Annotated in this window: 19 protein-coding genes; 8 read left to right on the top strand and 11 right to left on the bottom strand. The window is 51.3% G+C overall.

Annotation, left to right across the window (positions count from 1 at the left end; genetic code table 11):
- The first annotated feature begins 4 nt into the window (after positions 1–4).
- Positions 5–1,447 carry a DUF2867 domain-containing protein gene (locus AC6I4B_RS15205; protein WP_497766258.1) on the top strand — a complete coding sequence of 481 codons (1,443 nt, stop codon included), beginning with the start codon at positions 5–7 and terminating at the stop codon, positions 1,445–1,447.
- Positions 1,448–1,534: 87 nt separating this feature from the next.
- Positions 1,535–2,548: a 3-beta-hydroxysteroid dehydrogenase gene (locus AC6I4B_RS15210; RefSeq protein ID WP_497766260.1), complete on the top strand. Its 1,014-nt coding sequence runs from the start codon at positions 1,535–1,537 to the stop codon at positions 2,546–2,548.
- Between the two features lie 9 nt (positions 2,549–2,557).
- On the opposite strand, the gene AC6I4B_RS15215 is transcribed toward AC6I4B_RS15210, so the two are convergent.
- Positions 2,558–3,394 (bottom strand): N-acetylmuramoyl-L-alanine amidase, encoded by an 837-nt coding sequence (locus AC6I4B_RS15215; protein ID WP_497766262.1) that lies wholly within the window; start codon positions 3,392–3,394, stop codon positions 2,558–2,560.
- The gene (locus AC6I4B_RS15220) at positions 3,391–3,714 is read right to left on the bottom strand and encodes a heavy metal-binding domain-containing protein (protein WP_497766264.1); all 324 of its coding nucleotides are present in this window, start codon (positions 3,712–3,714) and stop codon (positions 3,391–3,393) included. Before AC6I4B_RS15220 ends, AC6I4B_RS15215 begins: the two co-directional genes overlap by 4 nt.
- Positions 3,715–3,958: 244 nt before the next feature.
- On the opposite strand from AC6I4B_RS15220, the gene AC6I4B_RS15225 reads away from it, so the two are divergent.
- From AC6I4B_RS15225 to artJ, 6 genes are all read left to right on the top strand, one after another.
- Positions 3,959–4,474 carry a lipoprotein gene (locus AC6I4B_RS15225; RefSeq protein ID WP_497766266.1) on the top strand — a complete coding sequence of 172 codons (516 nt, stop codon included), beginning with the start codon at positions 3,959–3,961 and terminating at the stop codon, positions 4,472–4,474.
- 310 nt (positions 4,475–4,784) lie between these two features.
- Positions 4,785–5,513 carry an arginine ABC transporter ATP-binding protein ArtP gene (gene artP, locus AC6I4B_RS15230; protein WP_497766268.1) on the top strand — a complete coding sequence of 243 codons (729 nt, stop codon included), beginning with the start codon at positions 4,785–4,787 and terminating at the stop codon, positions 5,511–5,513.
- Positions 5,514–5,530: 17 nt separating this feature from the next.
- A complete protein-coding gene (artI, locus tag AC6I4B_RS15235; protein WP_497766269.1) occupies positions 5,531–6,262 on the top strand; it encodes an arginine ABC transporter substrate-binding protein ArtI in 732 nt (243 codons plus the stop codon).
- Positions 6,263–6,268: 6 nt separating this feature from the next.
- Complete coding sequence (gene artQ / locus AC6I4B_RS15240; protein ID WP_497766271.1) at positions 6,269–6,985, top strand: arginine ABC transporter permease ArtQ; 717 nt, start codon at positions 6,269–6,271, stop codon at positions 6,983–6,985.
- Positions 6,985–7,653 (top strand): arginine ABC transporter permease ArtM, encoded by a 669-nt coding sequence (gene artM, locus AC6I4B_RS15245; protein WP_497766273.1) that lies wholly within the window; start codon positions 6,985–6,987, stop codon positions 7,651–7,653. Before artQ ends, artM begins: the two co-directional genes overlap by 1 nt.
- Positions 7,654–7,846: 193 nt before the next feature.
- On the top strand, positions 7,847–8,578 hold the full coding sequence (gene artJ, locus AC6I4B_RS15250) for an arginine ABC transporter substrate-binding protein ArtJ (RefSeq protein ID WP_497766274.1): 732 nt from the start codon (positions 7,847–7,849) through the stop codon (positions 8,576–8,578).
- A 68-nt stretch (positions 8,579–8,646) separates the two neighbouring features.
- Here the strand turns inward: artJ and AC6I4B_RS15255 are convergent, their stop codons facing one another.
- The 9 genes from AC6I4B_RS15255 to potF all read right to left on the bottom strand — a co-directional run bounded on the left by AC6I4B_RS15255 (position 8,647) and on the right by potF (position 18,049).
- Positions 8,647–10,140: a sulfatase gene (locus AC6I4B_RS15255; RefSeq protein WP_497766276.1), complete on the bottom strand. Its 1,494-nt coding sequence runs from the start codon at positions 10,138–10,140 to the stop codon at positions 8,647–8,649.
- Positions 10,141–10,153: 13 nt separating this feature from the next.
- Positions 10,154–10,477, bottom strand: a complete 324-nt coding sequence (locus AC6I4B_RS15260; protein ID WP_497766278.1) for a PTS sugar transporter subunit IIB — start codon at positions 10,475–10,477, stop codon at positions 10,154–10,156.
- Positions 10,478–10,505: 28 nt separating this feature from the next.
- The gene (locus tag AC6I4B_RS15265; RefSeq protein WP_497766280.1) at positions 10,506–11,849 is read right to left on the bottom strand and encodes a PTS sugar transporter subunit IIC; all 1,344 of its coding nucleotides are present in this window, start codon (positions 11,847–11,849) and stop codon (positions 10,506–10,508) included.
- A gap of 296 nt (positions 11,850–12,145) precedes the next feature.
- Complete coding sequence (rlmC, locus tag AC6I4B_RS15270) at positions 12,146–13,273, bottom strand: 23S rRNA (uracil(747)-C(5))-methyltransferase RlmC (protein ID WP_497766282.1); 1,128 nt, start codon at positions 13,271–13,273, stop codon at positions 12,146–12,148.
- A 42-nt stretch (positions 13,274–13,315) separates the two neighbouring features.
- On the bottom strand, positions 13,316–13,804 hold the full coding sequence (locus AC6I4B_RS15275) for a YbjO family protein (protein WP_497766283.1): 489 nt from the start codon (positions 13,802–13,804) through the stop codon (positions 13,316–13,318).
- A 60-nt stretch (positions 13,805–13,864) separates the two neighbouring features.
- Positions 13,865–14,710: a putrescine ABC transporter permease PotI gene (potI, locus tag AC6I4B_RS15280; RefSeq protein ID WP_497766285.1), complete on the bottom strand. Its 846-nt coding sequence runs from the start codon at positions 14,708–14,710 to the stop codon at positions 13,865–13,867.
- On the bottom strand, positions 14,707–15,660 hold the full coding sequence (potH, locus tag AC6I4B_RS15285; RefSeq protein WP_497766286.1) for a putrescine ABC transporter permease PotH: 954 nt from the start codon (positions 15,658–15,660) through the stop codon (positions 14,707–14,709). Before potH ends, potI begins: the two co-directional genes overlap by 4 nt.
- A gap of 9 nt (positions 15,661–15,669) precedes the next feature.
- Entirely contained in the window at positions 15,670–16,803 is a 1,134-nt protein-coding gene (gene potG, locus AC6I4B_RS15290; protein ID WP_497766288.1) for a putrescine ABC transporter ATP-binding subunit PotG, read from the bottom strand.
- A 133-nt stretch (positions 16,804–16,936) separates the two neighbouring features.
- Complete coding sequence (gene potF / locus AC6I4B_RS15295) at positions 16,937–18,049, bottom strand: spermidine/putrescine ABC transporter substrate-binding protein PotF (protein ID WP_497766290.1); 1,113 nt, start codon at positions 18,047–18,049, stop codon at positions 16,937–16,939.
- Positions 18,050–18,409 lie beyond the last annotated feature (360 nt).

An 18,409-nucleotide genomic window follows, 5' to 3' on the forward strand; every position in this document is an offset into this window, starting at 1 on the left:
CGACGTGCCACAAACTATTTTGGTGTTTGGTGCTAGTGGTTATATCGGCCAACATCTGGTCAGTGAACTCAGCCAGCGCGGGCATACGGTGCGGGCGGTGGCGCGTCGAATCGAGCGGCTGCAAAAATTACAACTGGCGGGAGTCACCTGCTATTCGGTGGATCTGGAAAAAAACCGTGATTTTTCCGCGCTGCTGAGCGGCGTGGATACCGTCTATTATCTGGTGCACGGCATGGGCGAGAGCAAAGATTTTATCGCCCATGAACGCCGGGTTGCGGAAAACGTGCGCAACGCGCTGCGAGAAACGCCGGTTAACCAACTGATTTTCCTAAGCTCGCTCCAGGCTCCGGCTCATGAACAGTCGGCACACCTGCACGCGCGCCAGCTTACGGCTGATATCCTGCGCGATGCAGCCGTGCCCGTCAGCGAACTGCGCGCAGGGATTATCGTCGGTGCGGGCTCTGCGGCGTTCGAAGTGATGCGCGACATGGTTTATAACCTGCCGATACTCACGCCGCCGCGCTGGGTGCGTTCGCGCACTACGCCGATAGCGCTGGAGAATTTGCTGGTTTATCTCGTAGAGTTGCTCAACCACCCCGCCGCCGAGCACCGTGTCTTTGAAGCGGCAGGGCCGGAAGTGCTGACTTATCAACAGCAGTTCGAGCATTTTATGGCGGTCAGTGGCCGCCATCGGTTGTTGATTCCCATCCCACTGCCCACCCGTTGGATTTCGGTATGGTTCTTAAATGTGATTACTTCCGTACCGCCGACGATCGCCAAAGCGTTGATCCAGGGGCTGAAACACGATCTTGTGGCAGACGATCGCGCATTACGCGCGTTGATCCCACAAACGCTGATCCCTTTTGATGAAGCCGTTCGACGCACGCTGGAAGAAGAAAAAAAGCTCATGAACTCCAGCGACTGGGGTTACGACGCGCAGGCTTTCGCCCGCTGGCGTCCTGAATACGGTTTTTTTGCCAAGCAGGCCGGTTTTACCGTTAGCACTTCGGCAAGCCTGTCGGCGCTGTGGCAGGTGGTTAACCGTCTCGGTGGCAAAGAGGGCTATTTCTTCGGTAATGCTCTGTGGAAGACTCGTGCGGCGATGGACTTGTTAGTCGGCCATCGGCTGGCAAAAGGCCGCCCTGCCCGCCCACTGTTGCAAACGGGCGATAATGTCGATAGCTGGAAAGTGATTATCGTTGAGCCGGAAAAAGCGCTAACTTTACTGTTTGGCATGAAGGCTCCCGGCCTGGGTCGCCTCAGTTTTACGCTGGTGGATAAAGGCAGCCATCGCGAGCTGGACGTTCGCGCCTGGTGGCATCCACACGGTATGCCAGGATTAATGTACTGGCTGTTGATGATTCCCGCGCACCTGTTTATCTTCCGAGGAATGGCGAGGAAAATTGCCCGCTTAGCAGAAGAAGCGACAGGAAAAAGTGCGCTTTAAACATTTTTCCTCTTAGTTTCCCATTGCATACAAGTGAAATACACGGAAGAATGCGTACGAAACTCTTTTTTTACACTGTGGATTACTATGAAGGTATTGGTCACCGGCGCAACCAGCGGCTTAGGCAGAAACGCGGTTGAATATCTACGCAGCAGAGGCATTAGCGTCAGAGCGAGTGGTCGCAATGAGGCAATGGGCAAACTGCTGGAAAAAATGGGCGCAGAATTTGTCCATGCCGACCTTACCGAGCTTGTCTCCTCACAGGCTAAAGTGATGCTGGCGGGCGTAGATACCCTGTGGCACTGCTCCAGCTTTACATCCCCCTGGGGCACACAGGCGGCCTTTGATTTAGCCAACGTTCGCGCCACCCGCCGTCTTGGCGAATGGGCCGTAGCCTGGGGCGTACGCAACTTTATCCATATCTCCTCGCCGTCCCTTTATTTTGACTACCATCACCATCGGGACATCAAAGAAGATTTCCGCCCACACCGTTTTGCCAACGAGTTTGCGCGAAGCAAAGCCGCCAGCGAAGAAGTTATCCAACTGCTGGCACAAGCCAACCCGAATACCCGCTTCACCATCTTGCGTCCGCAAAGTATTTTTGGCCCCCACGATAAAGTCTTTATTCCACGCCTGGCGCAGATGATGCACCACTACGGTAGCGTGCTGTTGCCGCGCGGCGGCCATGCGCAGGTGGATATGACCTATTACGAAAACGCCGTTCACGCGATGTGGCTTGCCAGCCAGCCGCGCTGCGACAATCTGGCGTCCGGGCGCGCCTATAACATCACCAACGGCGAGCCGCGCACGCTGCGGAACATTGTTGAGCGGTTAATTAATGAGCTGCAAATTACCTGCCGCATTCGCTCTGTTCCGTATCCGATGCTGGACATGATTGCCCGCAGCATGGAGCATTTCGGTAATAAATCAGCCAAAGAGCCTTCGTTGACCCATTATGGCGTCTCAAAGTTGAACTTCGACTTTACGCTGGATATCAGCCGTGCGCGGGAAGAATTAGGCTATGAGCCGATTGTTTCGCTGGACGACGGTATTATTCGTACCGCCGCCTGGTTGCAAGATCACGGTAAACTGCACCGCTAGCATTACATGTTAACTCTGGCCGTATTTTTCCAGTAGTGCTTCCGCTATCGCCTGGCTTTGCGCATCGGCAACGCCGTCCCAGCGCGTCGGGCGAAAATGCATCTGGAAGGCAGCAATCACTCGCATTTGCTGCATCCGCGTCATATTGGGTTTGACCTCATAGCCATAGCGCGCCAGTAGATCCAACAGGTTGGCGGTTGACACTGGCGCATCCGGCGAACGCCCATTGAGATAGAAACTTACGCGATTCTCATCGGGCCACGCCCCAATCCCCTGCTGCGCCAGCGACTGCCACGGGAACAACGGGCCGGGATCATCCTTACGCTGCGGCGCGATATCCGAATGCGCAACCACGTTTTGCGGCTCAATGTTGTAGCGTTTGATAATATCTTTCGCCAGTGGAATCAGCGCCTGAATTTGCGTCGGCTCAAACGGCGTAAAGAACTTAGTACCATCTGACTTTTGCCAACCCAGGTTTTCCAGCTCAATCCCCACCGAGGTGTCATTAATGCGCGTTGCGCCTCGCCAGAAGCTCACGCCAGCGTGCCATGCCAGCTTAGACTCCGGAACCAGTTGCATTATCTCCGGTTTACCACCAATCAACGGCGGTACGGCAGGAATCAAATAATGCACGCTAACCTGATCGCCGGTCAGCGCCTTAAGCGAACCGTCAAAATCATCCGCCGTGTAGTGAATAACCAGAACCTTAACGCGAGGGTACGCCGCAGGTGCTGAACGGCTGGTGTCCAGTACATATCCCGCTTTGGCGATTACCGTTTTTTTCTCTTCCCCAGCGCATCCCGCCAGCAACATTGCCAGCATTACCACGGTCAGGAAACGTTTCATTTGCGCGTTTTTACCGCCGTGCCGCTTACGCTGACCATCAACATACTGCTGTCTTTACCCACAGTTTCATAATCAATATCAATACCGACTATCGCATCCGCACCCAGCGCTTTAGCCTCTTCGCCCATCTCTTTAAAGGCGATTTCCCGCGCTTTGCGTAGCTCTTTTTCGTAGGCGCCTGAACGACCACCGACGATATCGCGGATACCGGCAAAAAAATCACGGAAAATGTTTGCCCCTAAAATCGCTTCTCCGGTCACTACACCGCAGTATTCGACAATAGGTTGCCCTTCAAGAGTGGGGGTCGTTGAAAATTGCATGGACTGCTCCTTCGTTAACGTTCAATACCTTAGCTTTCAGCGCGACACGCATTATCGAACCGATACGCTATGCTTGAAAAGGGATTACTCCATTATCGTATACATTAATCGCGCCCGCTGCATGGCGGTGGCTAATGCCCCATCTATGCTGAATCATTCACATTGCATTGAATCGGCAATTGAATGAATCTTCAGCGAGGCATGGCGACGCGATGAATGTCGAGACGACTAACAAGGAATTACTATGCGATACTCCACTCTTGCACTTCTCCTCCCTTCCGCGCTGCTACTCAGCGCCTGCACCACAGTGACACCGGCGTTTAAAGATATCGGCAGCCGTAGCGGGCCGTGCGTAGAAGGCGGCCCGGACACCGTGGCACAGAATTTTTACAACAGTCAAATTCAGCGTCGCGGCACTGACATCACCGCCCTTCGCCCCTATTTCAGCGACAACCTGGCGAAACTGCTGAATGACAGCAGCCAGGATGCGAGCAAACGCACATTAATGCAGTCTGGCCTGTTCTCCAGCAGCACCAGCGTGCCGGACAGCGCCGATGTCGCCAGCGCCTCAACGATACCGAATACCGATGCGCGGAATATTCCGTTACGTGTTGATTTTAAACAAGGTAGCCAAAGCTGGCAGGATGAAGTGTTGATGATTCGTGAAGGCCAATGCTGGGCCGTTGATGATGTGCGTTATCTGGGGGCGAACGCTCATGCTCCGGCGGGCTCGTTGCGTCAATCTCTCGAGAAACGTTAATAAGCTGTAAACAAATTCTGCTAAAGCGATTATTCCGGCAAAATGTCTGGCATTCCGACTGGAATGCCGACATTTATTCCCTCGCCCCACCCCGACCGTTATTTTGTGCTAACTTTAAAAGAAAAGTTGGTTTATATTTAAGTTTTAACGCACAAATATTGCATAACTATTCTGTCAAAGGTACTATTTGTGGCCTCAATTGCTAATAATTCCTCAGTGGCTGATACCTTCAGCGAGGAACCCATTTATAGCAACAGAGTAAGCACCTGGCGTTTCCAGGGCGAGGACAACACATTCGTGACGGGTATCAATGAGCATTAAATTAGACGGCATTAACTGCTTTTATGGCGCACATCAGGCGCTATTCGACATCACGCTTCAATGCCCGGAGGGCGAAACGCTGGTGCTGCTTGGCCCTAGCGGTGCGGGTAAAAGCTCACTGCTGCGCGTGCTGAATCTGCTAGAGATGCCGAAATCTGGCACGCTGGCGATTGCGGGTAACCATTTCAATTTTGCCAAAGCCCCGTCTGACAAAGCGATTCGCGAACTGCGTCAAAACGTGGGTATGGTCTTCCAGCAGTACAATCTGTGGCCTCACCTGACGGTGGTGCAGAATCTTATCGAAGCGCCGTGCCGCGTGCTGGGGCTAAGCAAAGATAAGGCCATGCAACGAGCAGAAAAACTGTTGGATCGTCTGCGCCTTAAACCGTTTAGCGATCGCTATCCGCTGCACCTTTCCGGTGGTCAGCAGCAGCGTGTCGCCATTGCGCGTGCGCTGATGATGGAGCCGCAGGTTCTGCTGTTTGACGAACCAACCGCTGCGCTTGACCCAGAAATTACCGCCCAGATAGTCAGCATCATTCATGAACTGGCTGAAACCAACATTACTCAGGTTATCGTCACCCACGAAGTGGAAGTGGCGCGTAAAACGGCCAGCCGCGTGGTGTACATGGAAAACGGTTATATCGTCGAACAAGGCGATGCAAGCTGCTTTAACAGCCCACAGACTGAAGCATTTAGAAGTTATCTTTCTCACTGAGACTCAGGACAATGACTATGAAAAAAGTACTGATTGCCGCGCTGCTCGCCAGCTTCAGCCTTTCTGCAACCGCTGCTGAAACTCTGCGTTTTGCAACCGAAGCATCTTACCCTCCGTTTGAGTCAATGGATGCCAACAACCAGATAGTCGGCTTTGACGTGGATCTGGCGAATGCGCTGTGTAAAGAGATTGATGCCACCTGTACCTTCAGCAACCAATCCTTCGATAGCCTGATCCCAAGCCTGAAATTCCGCCGTATCGACGCAGTCATGGCAGGGATGGATATCACGCCAGAGCGGGAAAAACAGGTGCTGTTCACCACGCCGTACTACGACAATTCTGCCCTGTTTATCGGTGTGAAAGGCAAGTTCACCGGCATCGACCAGCTGAAAGGCAAAAAAGTCGGCGTCCAGAACGGTACTACGCACCAGAAATTCATCATGGATAAACATCCGGAAATCACCACTGTGCCTTACGACAGCTACCAGAATGCGAAGCTGGATCTGCAAAATGGCCGTATCGACGCCGTGTTTGGTGACACTGCAGTCGTGACCGAGTGGCTGAAATCTAACGATAAACTGGCGGCCGTAGGCGATAAAGTGACCGACAAAGGTTACTTTGGTACTGGCCTGGGTATTGCCGTACGTCAGGGCAACACCGAGCTACAGCAGAAATTTAATGCTGCGCTGGAAAAAGTGAAGAAAGATGGCACTTACGCCACTATTTACGCCAAATGGTTCCAGAAGTAAGACTTGATGAACGAAATGCTTCCTTTAGCAAGCGCCGCCGGCATGACCGTCGGCCTTGCCGTTTGTGCACTGATTATCGGGCTAGCGCTGGCAATGTTCTTTGCGGTGTGGGAGTCAGTAAAATGGCGTCCTATTGCATGGATTGGTTCCGCGCTGGTTACGGTACTTCGCGGCCTGCCAGAAATTCTGGTCGTGCTGTTTATCTATTTTGGTTCTTCACAGCTACTGTTAACGCTCTCTGATGGCTTCACCCTTAACCTCGGTGTCGTGCAGATTCCGATACAGATGCAGATTGAAAACTTTGACGTTAGCCCGTTCCTGTGCGGCGTGATTGCGCTCTCTTTGCTGTACGCGGCCTACGCCTCGCAAACCCTGCGCGGCGCGCTGAAAGCCGTGCCAGCGGGTCAGTGGGAATCGGGCCAGGCGTTGGGGCTGTCGAAAAGCGCTATCTTCTTCCGGCTGGTGATGCCGCAAATGTGGCGTCACGCGCTGCCGGGGCTGGGTAACCAGTGGCTGGTACTGTTGAAGGACACCGCGCTGGTGTCGCTGATTAGCGTGAATGACCTGATGCTGCAAACCAAAAGCATCGCCACCCGTACCCAGGAGCCATTTACCTGGTACATCGTAGCGGCTGCCATTTACCTGGTCATCACCCTGCTGAGCCAGTACGTTCTCAAACGCATTGACCTGCGTACGACTCGCTTTGAACGGAGACCAGGCTGATGCTCGAGTATTTACCGGAACTGATGAAAGGGCTGCACACCAGCCTGACGCTGACCGTCGCCTCGATTGTTGTGGCGCTGGTACTGGCACTGATTTTCACCATTATCCTAACCCTGAAAACACCGGTGCTGGTGTGGCTGGTTCGTGGCTACATCACGCTGTTTACCGGTACACCGCTGCTGGTGCAGATTTTCCTTATCTACTACGGGCCAGGGCAGTTTCCAACGTTACAGAACTACCCGGTGTTGTGGCATCTGCTCTCTGAGCCGTGGCTTTGCGCGCTGATTGCGCTGTCGCTCAACAGTGCGGCCTACACCACACAACTGTTCTTCGGAGCGATTCGAGCCATTCCAGAAGGCCAGTGGCAGTCCTGTAGCGCATTGGGGATGAATAAGAAAGACACGTTGGCAATCCTGTTGCCTTATGCCCTTAAACGCGCGCTCTCGTCTTATTCCAACGAAGTGGTGCTGGTGTTCAAAAGTACCTCGCTGGCTTATACCATCACGTTGATGGAGGTTATGGGCCACGGGCAGCTACTGTACGGGCGCACCTATGATGTGATGGTGTTCGGCGCGGCAGGGGTGGTTTATCTGGTGGTTAACGGCCTGCTAACGCTACTGATGCGCCTTATCGAGCGCAAAGCGCTAGCCTTCGAGCGCCGGAACTAAGGTAGATCTTACTTACACTCTTTTGCATAAACAAAATACACGCAAGCGGATAAGCCACTGGCCTATCCGCTTTTTTGTTTTTGTGTAAAAATATTTACTCAAATATATTGCATACAAATTCACTCAATGGCATTGTTAACTCATGCCACACGCAGGGCAGCATCCAATAAGTCAGACAGACAGGAGCTCATTCATGAAAAAATTAGTATTGGCCGCCTTACTTGCCACCGTTGCCGTAGGGGCCAGCGCCGCAGAGAAAATCAGTTTCGGCGTTTCCGCAACCTATCCACCGTTTGAATCAATGGATGCGAATAACCAGATTGCGGGCTTTGATATCGATCTCGCCAACGCGCTGTGCAAACAGATGCAGGCTGAATGTACGTTTACTAACCATGCCTTCGACAGCCTGATCCCTGCGTTGAAATTCAAAAAATATGACGCGGTGATTTCCGGTATGGATATCACGCCAGAGCGTAGCAAGCAGGTGGCGTTTACCGATGCTTATTACGCCAACTCCGCGCTGGTGATTGCTAAAAAAGGCGAGTTCAAAACCTTTGACGACCTGAAAGGTAAACGTATCGGTATGGAAAATGGGACAACCCACCAGAAATACCTGATGGATAAACACCCGGAAGTGAAAACCGTCGCCTACGACAGCTATCAGAACGCAATTATCGACCTGAAAAATGGTCGTATCGACGGGGTATTTGGCGACACCGCCGTAGTGAATGAGTGGCTGAAAACCAACCCTCAGTTGGGTGCTGCAACAGAAAAAGTCACCGATCCGCAATATTTTGGTATCGGCCTCGGCATCGCAGTACGCCCGGATAATACCGCGCTGCTGACCAAACTGAACGGCGCGTTAAAAGCCATTAAAGCCGACGGTACTTACCAGAAAATCTCTGATAAATGGTTTGCTGAGTAATCCACTTATCCCGGCGGCGCTAAGCCAGAAAGGCAAAAAATAACCCGGCGGTGGCCGGGTTATAGCTATCACGTCTCTACTCGGCAAATTCCCAGCCGCTGAAACTGTTCATCAGGTGCATCATTCTCCGCCATCAAGCGGGATAACACCGCCAACATACGAGTCTCGATAGACGAGTCCTGAAGGGGACGAGCCTGATGTGGATCGTTTTCTATATCAAACAGAAGATGGCCAAACTGGCTAAGCCCCGGATATTTCTCCTTCGCCGGAATACGGAGCGTTTGGACTCCTTTGGTAAACATAAAAGGCGGCGCTAATGTGATGGAACGCAGCTCATTTGGCTCAAAGCGGCAATTCATTTTTATTGGCATCAATGTGTAATTGGCGAGCAGGCATTCATTTCCCGACTGCGCGGCTCGCATATAGACATACCGGCCATCGGTGACATTGACATGACCACTGAATACACCAAATAAAGCGGCATCACGCACTGGCGTATCATCCGCTATCGTGCTGGCTAACACCTTCCCCTGCATATCGGGCGGAACAGGCTGCTGAAAGAAATCCAGCACCGTAGGTCCCCAGTCAATCATCTGCACCAGCGCCGATCGCCGCTCTCCTTGCACTGCACTTCGCGGATCCCAGATAAACAACGGCGTATTGGCGATTTCGTTGTAGTACGGCATCTGATTTTTCGCCCAGTAGCCATGCTCTGCCAACAGAAACCCGTGGTCGGTGCCAACAATCAGCAGCGTATCGTGCCAAAGATCGTGTTTATCCATCAAATCAAGGATCCGCCCAAGATTCCTGTCACACATGGAAACCAGAGCACGATAACGGTTCTGGATATGCGCTATCGCCTCTTCACTTTCTTCAACTTTGCCGCGAGGCCAATCATAATGCGGGCCAGACCAGGTATCGTCATATAATGATAGATACTCTTCTGTGGTATAAAACGGCTCGTGGGGGTCGAACGTTTCGACCTGTAACAACCAATTATCCTGCGAATGGTTTTTCGCGATAAATTCACAGCCAGCGTTGAAAACCTGTGTCTGCGGGAAATCTGCCTCCCGTTGGATATACTCGCGATTAACCCAGTCATGCCGCCACAGCCCGGACACCCCGCCACCACTCTGTTTCTGTGGAACGCGAAGCACCGATGGGATCACTGGCTCGGCAACGCTCCCCTTCCAGTGATCCCCTTCCTGACCGCGTACAATTTCCCATGAGCTGTAGCGATTGTGGTAATTGCCGCCGCCATCTTCCCAGTAATGCAAGTGATCGCTGATGAGATGCGTATAGATTCCCGCTTTGGTCAGAAGCTCCGGCATGGAATCATCAAATGGCTCCAGCGGCCCCCACTCGCGGTGTAAAAAATTATATCGCCCGCTGTGCAACTCCCGTCTTGCGGGCATACAAGGCATACTGCCGACATAGCTATTATCAAAGGTCGCGGCTCGCTCAGCCAGGCGTCTGAAATTGGGTGCTTGAGTCAGCATATCCCCATAGGGTGGGAGATAGTGTTTATTCAAACTGTCAAATAGCAGAATAATCGTCTTCATGACGCACCCTCAGTCAGTCTTTTTTCAATAAATGAGGAAAATGCTTTTCAACAACTTCATAAATTTGGCTACCTATTTTTTCCCCATCCATAATATTTTCAATCGGTATTAAATATTGACCTTGCTTCGGGTCGAGGCTAACAACATCAATCAGTTTCTTGGATATTGCATAAATATTTGCCCAATCAGTAAAGCCACCCACTTCTCCCGCCGCCGTATGCTCCATATCAAAAGCAAAATCATATTTTGCCAATGCTTTTGTTACGACGGTTTGTAACATCACACTACTGCCAACACCATAACCACAAACAAACAGAATATTAATTTTCGTATTCATTTTTTAATCCTTAAATCGTGATTGTTGTTTACGCCGCAAATGGGCCGAGATGGAATGTTGATGCAATAAATTTAAGCATTTCACAGATAGCGGGCCACACCGTTGCCCAGTCAAAAATACCCGTCCAGCCAACGCCCTCTTCTGCTAAACCGGTTAATGGAATGGCCCACACCGTACCAAATGTTTGAATCATGCCTAATAAGAACGTACAAATAATAACGGAACGATATCCCCCCATTCGGTTGGCTAATACGCCAATCGGACCACCTGAAAAGAATAACGGGACAAAACCGGGTAAAACCATAATCGGGCTTTTAAATAGCAGGAGAAGCCCCATTGAAAAAATGGTGCCAAAGGTACAAAAAATAAAACCTAACGTGGCAGCATTGGGGGAGAAAGGCAACAAAGCAGCAACATCAACGGCGGGAATGGCATTCGGAATAAATCGATCCTGCCAGCCTTTAAAGGAGGCATTAATCTCGCCAACCATCATGCGAACGCCTTGCAGGAGAATAACCATATACATCGAAAACTGCAGGCCAAGATTAATGATGTATATATACCAGGGTTTTCCTTTTGCCATCAGCTGTACATTATCAATCCCCGTTGCCAGTAGAAATCCACCGACAAAAATAGTCATGACAATCGCAATTGCCGTTACATTATGGTTAAAAATAGCCAGCCAGCCCGGTAGTTTGAGGTTTTCGGCATCGTGTTTTTCAGGATCGCCAAACTTGTGCGCAAATTTAGAGAAAAACCACAGACCAATCATTTGGTTATGCGCGATGGTAAACCCAGCATTATTGGTGATTTTGGCAATCGGCTTAACAATGAGTGTTGTTGAAAACGCCCAGAATACGCCCGTCAGAATACCGGCAATAAGAATGGATTGTACCCAACCAAATCCCAGCCAAAAAACAATTAGCCACAATATGGCCTGAGAATGAGACACACCGGTATTACCGGTAAGAAATATCCCCTTCGCGCCGGTAAAACGACCAAACAACACTAAAATGAGGTTGGTAAAAAAAGCCAGAACAAAGACATAACCTACATAACCAAAATTATCTCCTAGCGCAATTTGCGTCGCCGCTTTCATTGCGTAAGAATCCATTAAATAGCCATGTACGCCATAGGCTTTACTTACTGCCTCGGCAACAGGTTTAAATGTTGCTGAAAATTGAAAACCACCAAATAAAATCATCATTAAACCGACCATCGCACTCACCATGCCGGTAATAATTTTTATGGGTGATTTTTTATCAAGTGCATAACCTATACCAACTAATAGACCTATTAATATTGCTGGTTCAGTAAGGAATGTCTGAATAACATCTATAAATTTGGAAAACATTGTCCGAGCGCCCTCCATAAGCGAATAAGTCCACAGCCATTGAACAGAGCTGTTACTGACATTAATTACTTCTTCACCCTATAGTTTTCGATTTATCCGATAATATTGACCCCTGCTAAATATTCCTTAACAGCACACTAGTGATCAAATTAGGTCATTAAAAGATTTATGGTGATTAAATGTGATTCATTTTGCAAAAATAAACATATCAATAAATGCAATCAATGTTTTAATTAATTGCATTTATTTGAATGATATTTTTTTATGAATATCTATAGATTAATAATTTATTAAATAGATAAGGATGAGAACCATCAGGATTTAATTAACAGCGTCAGCACTTCATAATGTGCCGTATGCGGGAACATATCGAACAACTGTACACGCTCTACGCGGTAGCCCGTAAGATGGGCAAAATCCTTCGCCATGGTCTGGGCATTACAGCTGGAATAGACAATATACTGCGGCGCCATTTGGCTTAAATAATCACACAACGCTTTACCAATGCCGCGACGTGGCGGATTCACCAGCACCAGTTGGGGTATGTCGGCCTGAGCGGTAGCGAACTGAGTCGAGTCCAGCGCCTGAAAATGCAGCTTTTGTAGCCCCAATTGCGCTGCTGACTGCTTCGCACAGGCGATGGCTTCAGGGGCAATTTCAATCCCGGTCAGGGTCATATCTGGCGTGGCGCAGTGCAGGCCAAAACCGCCAACGCCGCAGAACAGATCCCACATATGATCAACCGGCAGTGCCCTCACCCAGTCTCGTGCAGTCGCATACAGCGCGCTGGCAACGCTCGGGTTAGTCTGGAAGAAACTTTGCGGGCGGATCCACAGCGGCACGCCGTTGAATGTTTCCGCCAGCGCCTGCTGTTCGGTGAGGAAGATTTCCTGCTCCCCTTCCAGAATCGCCATATGCACCGGCTGAATATTGGCGGTGATCACTTTCAGCTGTGGTAACTGCGCCTGAAGCCACGGCAACGCGGCTCGCAGTTGCGCCAGTTTGCTCTCAGAACGCAGGACAAAACGCAGCATCATGCCGCCATCCAACTGGCTTTCGGTAAGCAGCAGGTACTTAAGCTCACCGCGTTTGCGCGCTACGTTATACGGCGTTAAACCCGCACGCGCAATAAACGGCTTCAGCGCGGTAAACACCGGCGCAAAGCTGTCGGGGTACAGCGGGCAGTCGGTTAAATCTTCCGGCGTACCGTCGCGATGCAACATTCCAAGCAACGGTTTTTCGACGCTGCCGCTCACCACCATTTTCGCTTTATTGCGAAACCCCTGCTCTGGGCCAGAAACCGGTGCGCACCATGACGTGACGGTAAAATCCGCCAGCAAAGCGTGGAGATCGGCCATTTTATCCGCCAGTTGTTCGGCGATTGGCCGCTCAATCCACTGACATGAACGACAACGATCGGCATCATAAAGTGCGCACTGCATAGCAAAACCTTGAGAAAAATGGGGGCGTGGATTGTATCACCGTTATTGTAAGCGGAAAAATCGTCGAGAGGATGCGGGGATAAAAAGCAGGCACAGTACCAGCAGATCCGGCATTTTTTGCATCACCAGCGAACGGAAGATCTCCCGTTTTGTCTCGCCCGCAATGCTGAATAACTCTGGATAGCCATAGCCCAGCGAAGCGGCCCACAGATAACTGGCAGCAATCATTTGGGTGAGCAAATACAGCCAACGCGCCCAGTTCCGCCCTTTTATCAGTGAAAAAGCACAGCCAATTTCGACAAATACCAGCACCAGGCTGCTCAAAAATACCAGCGTCAGCGTCCAGGTTTGTACGCTACGTTGAATAAACTCGCCGATACCATTCAGCCCCAGCAAATTAATAATCATCAGCAGGTCGAGACAGCGAATTAAAATAATGGCGAGCGCCGCCACCTGCACCAAAACAGGGACATTCAGGCGAGCATGTGACCGACGGCTTCGAGTAAACAGTTCCAATGTGTTGCCTTCCATGAAAACAGTGCCGCGAACGTTCACGGCACAGACAGCATATCCTTATCGATTTTAAGTGGATTATCCGCGTCTTGCACGTTGGATATCACGCAGGCGTTGCTTTTCCGCGCGTGCCATCAGATACCAGGCGATAAATCCGACAATTCCGACCACGCTAAGAATCAGTGACGCCAGGGCGTTAATCTCTGGATTAACCCCCATTCGCACGCTGGAGAACACCAGCATCGGTAATGTGGTCGCCCCTGGGCCGGAGACAAAACTGGCAATTACCAGGTCGTCGAGCGACAGCGTAAACGCCAGCAACCAGCCAGAAATTACCGCAGGCATAATCATCGGCAGCGTAATAATGAAAAAAACTTTTAGTGGCGTCGCGCCAAGATCCATCGCCGCCTCTTCGATGGATCGGTCCAATTCACGCAGGCGCGAGGAGATAACCACCGCCACATACGCCGTACAGAAAGTGACATGCGCCAGCCAGATGGTCAGCATCCCACGATCCGCTGGCCAACCAATGGCATGAGCCAACGCAACAAACAGCAGCAACAGCGACAAGCCAGTGATGACATCGGGCATCACCAACGGTGCAGTTATCATAAAAGCGAAGCCGTTAGCGCCACGAAAGCGGCCAAAACGCACCATCACCATGGCGGCAATCGTGCCCAAAATCACTGCCATGGTCGCCGCCGCAGCGGCAATGGTCAGGCTCAGCCCCACCGCACTCATCATCGCATTATCGCGGAACAACTCGCCGTACCAGCGCGTTGACCAGCCCGCCCAAACCGTCACCAGTTTGGAGCTGTTAAACGAGTACACCACCAGCATCAGCATAGGGGCGTAGAGGAAAGTAAAACCTATCACCAGAATCAGAATACGCCACGGCGAGCGCACTACCGGTAGGTTGTTCATCCGTGTTCCCCCATCTGTTTTTGCTGATATTTATGGAACCACATGATAGGGACTATCAGCAGCAACAGCATGACAATCGCCACCGCCGAGGCCACCGGCCAATCGCGGTTGTTAAAGAACTCTTGCCATAGCACGCGACCAATCATGATGCTGTCCGGGCCGCCCAGCAGTTCCGGTATCACAAACTCGCCCACCGCCGGGATAAATACCAGCATTGAACCGGCAATAATCCCGCCTTTGGTGAGCGGCACTATCACGCTGAAAAAGGTTTTTAACGGGCGCGCGCCGAGGTCAAGCGAGGCTTCCACCAGCGAGTAATCGATCCGAGTCAGTGCGGTGTAAATCGGCAGTACCATAAACGGCAAATAGGCGTACACAATACCGATGTACACCGCCAGATTGGTGTGCAGAATGGTCAGAGGCTGATCGATAACCCCAAGCCACATCAAGAAATTATTCAGCACACCGTTGTTTTTCAGAATCCCCATCCATGCGTAGACGCGAATTAAAAAGGACGTCCATGAGGGCAGGATAACCAGCAATAGCAGAATGTTGCGGGTCGCCGGTTTACTGTGCGCCACCGCCCAGGCCAGCGGATAGCCCAGCAGCAAACAGCAAAGGGTCGAGATAGCCGCCACCTGCAAAGACTGGAGATAGGCTTCAAAATAGAGCGGATCGTCGGTCAGTTGCAGGTAATTGCCGATATTGAGCGTCACGGTGAGCTGGTCATCCGCCCACGCGATTAAATCAGTGTACGGTGGAATGGCCCGCGCCATTTCTGCCAGACTGATTTTAAAAACAATCAGGAAAGGCAGTAAAAACAGCAGAATAAGCCACACATACGGCAGCGCAATCACCAACTTGCGCCCGTGTTTCATATTGAGGCGCGCCAGCCACAGGGCGATACCGCCCGGTTTGCGCCAACGAGCCGGAGGTTCATAGCTACTCATCGCCGCTCCTTAAACCGTCAACACCACACAGCTATCGGCTTCCCAGCACAGACGCACTTCATCGCCCCAGGTTGGCAAGCCTTTCTGGTAACGGTGAGCATTCTGTAGCTGCGCGCTGATCATCTGCCCGCTTTTAAGGCGCACGTGATAAATAGAGAGATCGCCAAGATAAGCGATGTGCACCACTTCCCCGACGGCAAAATTGTAGCCATCCGCCGGAGGGTCTTCACAGAGCATGATTTTTTCCGGGCGCAGCGCCACATAGACCGGCACGTTATCCACCACGGAAGCATCTGCATCCACCTTCAGCGGATGGACAAGCCCCGGAGCATCAATCACCAGGCCATCGTCTTCGCGTGATTTCAGCACACCGTCAAACACATTAACCGAGCCAATAAATTCAGCGCTGTAACGGGTGGTCGGGTGCTCGTAAATCTCCTCCGGTTCGCCAATCTGCACAAATTTGCCACGGTTCATAATCGCGATGCGCCCCGCCATCGTCATCGCTTCTTCCTGGTCGTGAGTGACCATGACGCAGGTGACGCCTACGCGTTCCAGAATATCCACCACTTCTAATTGCATCCGGTCGCGTAGTTTTTTATCCAGCGCGCCCATCGGTTCATCAAGCAACAGCAGTTTTGGCCGCTTCGCCAGGCTGCGCGCCAGCGCCACACGCTGACGCTGGCCGCCAGAAAGCTGATGCGGTTTACGTTTCGCGAACTCCTGCATATGCACCAGCGCCAGCATTTCGGCAACGCGAGCGCTAATTTCCGCTTTCGGCAGTTTGTCCTGCTTTAGGCCAAACGCGATATTTTGCTCAACGGTCATATGCGGGAACAGCGCGTAAGACTGGAACATCATGTTGATAGGGCGCAGATACGGCGGCACGTGGGCTAAATCAACGCCATCCAGCACAATTTGCCCGGCGGTTGGCTGCTCGAAACCGGCCAGCATACGCAGCAAGGTTGATTTACCGCAGCCGGAAGCCCCCAGCAGGGCAAAAATTTCACCTTTATAAATCGTGAGGTTTACGTCATCTACGGCGTGCTGACCATCGAAAGATTTGGTCAGGTTACGGATTTCCAGCAGCGGGGTCAGCGCTTTGCGGGTTTTCGCCTGTGGGCGGGGAATAGCGTCGTTCAATCTGGTGCTCTCCGGCAAAAAACAAATATCGATATGACCCGGTTGTCATATCAACCCCTGGACACCAGCCCGACAGCCAGTGTCCAGATTGGGGCAGTTGCACTGCCCCGGTGCACATGCAAAGCCTGACGGGTTACTTCCCGCTTTTTACTTTCGTCCACGCACGCGTTCTTACGCGGTCAATTTTTGGATCCTGGACTTTAAGCGTAAACAGCTTGGCAAAGACGTCTGCCGGTGGGTAAATCGCCGGATTATCGCGGATGGTAGCGCTCACCAGCGGTGTCGAAGCCTTGTTGCCATTCGCGTAGAACACGTGATCGCTGATATGGGCAATCACATCCGGGCGCATCAGGTAGTTAAGGAACTGATACGCTTCATCTTTGTTTTTTGCATCGGCAGGCATGGCGAAGACATCAAAGAACGCCAGCGCGCCCTCTTTCGGAATGAAGTAGGAAACATTCACCCCATTTTTCGCCTCTTTCGCCCGATTAGCCGCCTGCCACACATCCCCAGCCCAGCCTATTGCGACGCAAATATCCCCGTTGGCGAGGTCGTTAATGTACTGCGAGGAGTGGAAGTAACGAATATTCGGGCGCAGCTTGAGCAGAAGATCGGTCGCTGGGCCGGTATAATCATCGGCTTTCATGCTGTTAGGATCTTTACCTAAGTAGTTAAGAACGGTCGCGAAAATTTCTTCAGGTGCATCGAGGAACGACACCCCACAGCTTTTTAGTTTTTCCAGGTTTTCCGGCTTCATCACCAGATCCCAGCTATTCAGCGGCGCATCTTTACCCAGCACGGCTTTCACTTTATCGACGTTATAGCCGATACCCGTCGTGGCCCACAGGTAAGGCATGGCGTATTTGTTGTCTGGATCATGCTTAGCAACCAGCTTTAGCACTTCGGGATCGAGGTTTTTCCAGTTGGGTAGCTTGCTCTTGTCGAGCGGTTGGAAGACCCCCGCCGTCAGTTGGCGCTCAAGGAAACTTGCCGATGGCACGACCAGGTCAAAGCCGGTGCTGCCCGCCATCAGTTTGCCTTCCAGCACTTCGTTGGAATCGAATACGTCGTAGACGACTTTTATTCCGCTCTCTTTTTCGAAATTTGCTACCGTGTCCGGCGCAATATAATCAGACCAGTTATAGATATGCAGCGTTTTTTGTTCCGCAGCGAGCACGCTGGCCGAGGCGGCTATCAGCGCCCCCGTCACCAGACCCGTTAACCATTTTTTATTAAAGCCGGCCATATCTCTTATCCTTCTCGTCACCCGTTAACAAACGGACTGAATACACGCAATTTAGAGTATGCAGAAATCATGCATATTTTTTCACACTACATGAAAGAGAAGAGACCCGGCTCCCCTACAGTCATTGCCTGCACTATCAATGCAAAATTCTCGCCAACAATGATTACTGCCAGCAATAACGAGGGGGTGCACCGATATGTCGCAAGAATAACTGTAGCCAGGTTAAGAGACTATAGGTCAGCGAAAAAAACGCCTTTTATCAATTTTTTATGCAAGATCATTCTATCTGATAAGCCAAAAGAGGCTTTCAGGCAGTGAAAGAATCTTTAAAGAAAGGTTAAATGCAGAATAAAAGAAGGT

It is taken from the genome of Kluyvera fluvialis, assembly GCF_059725275.1.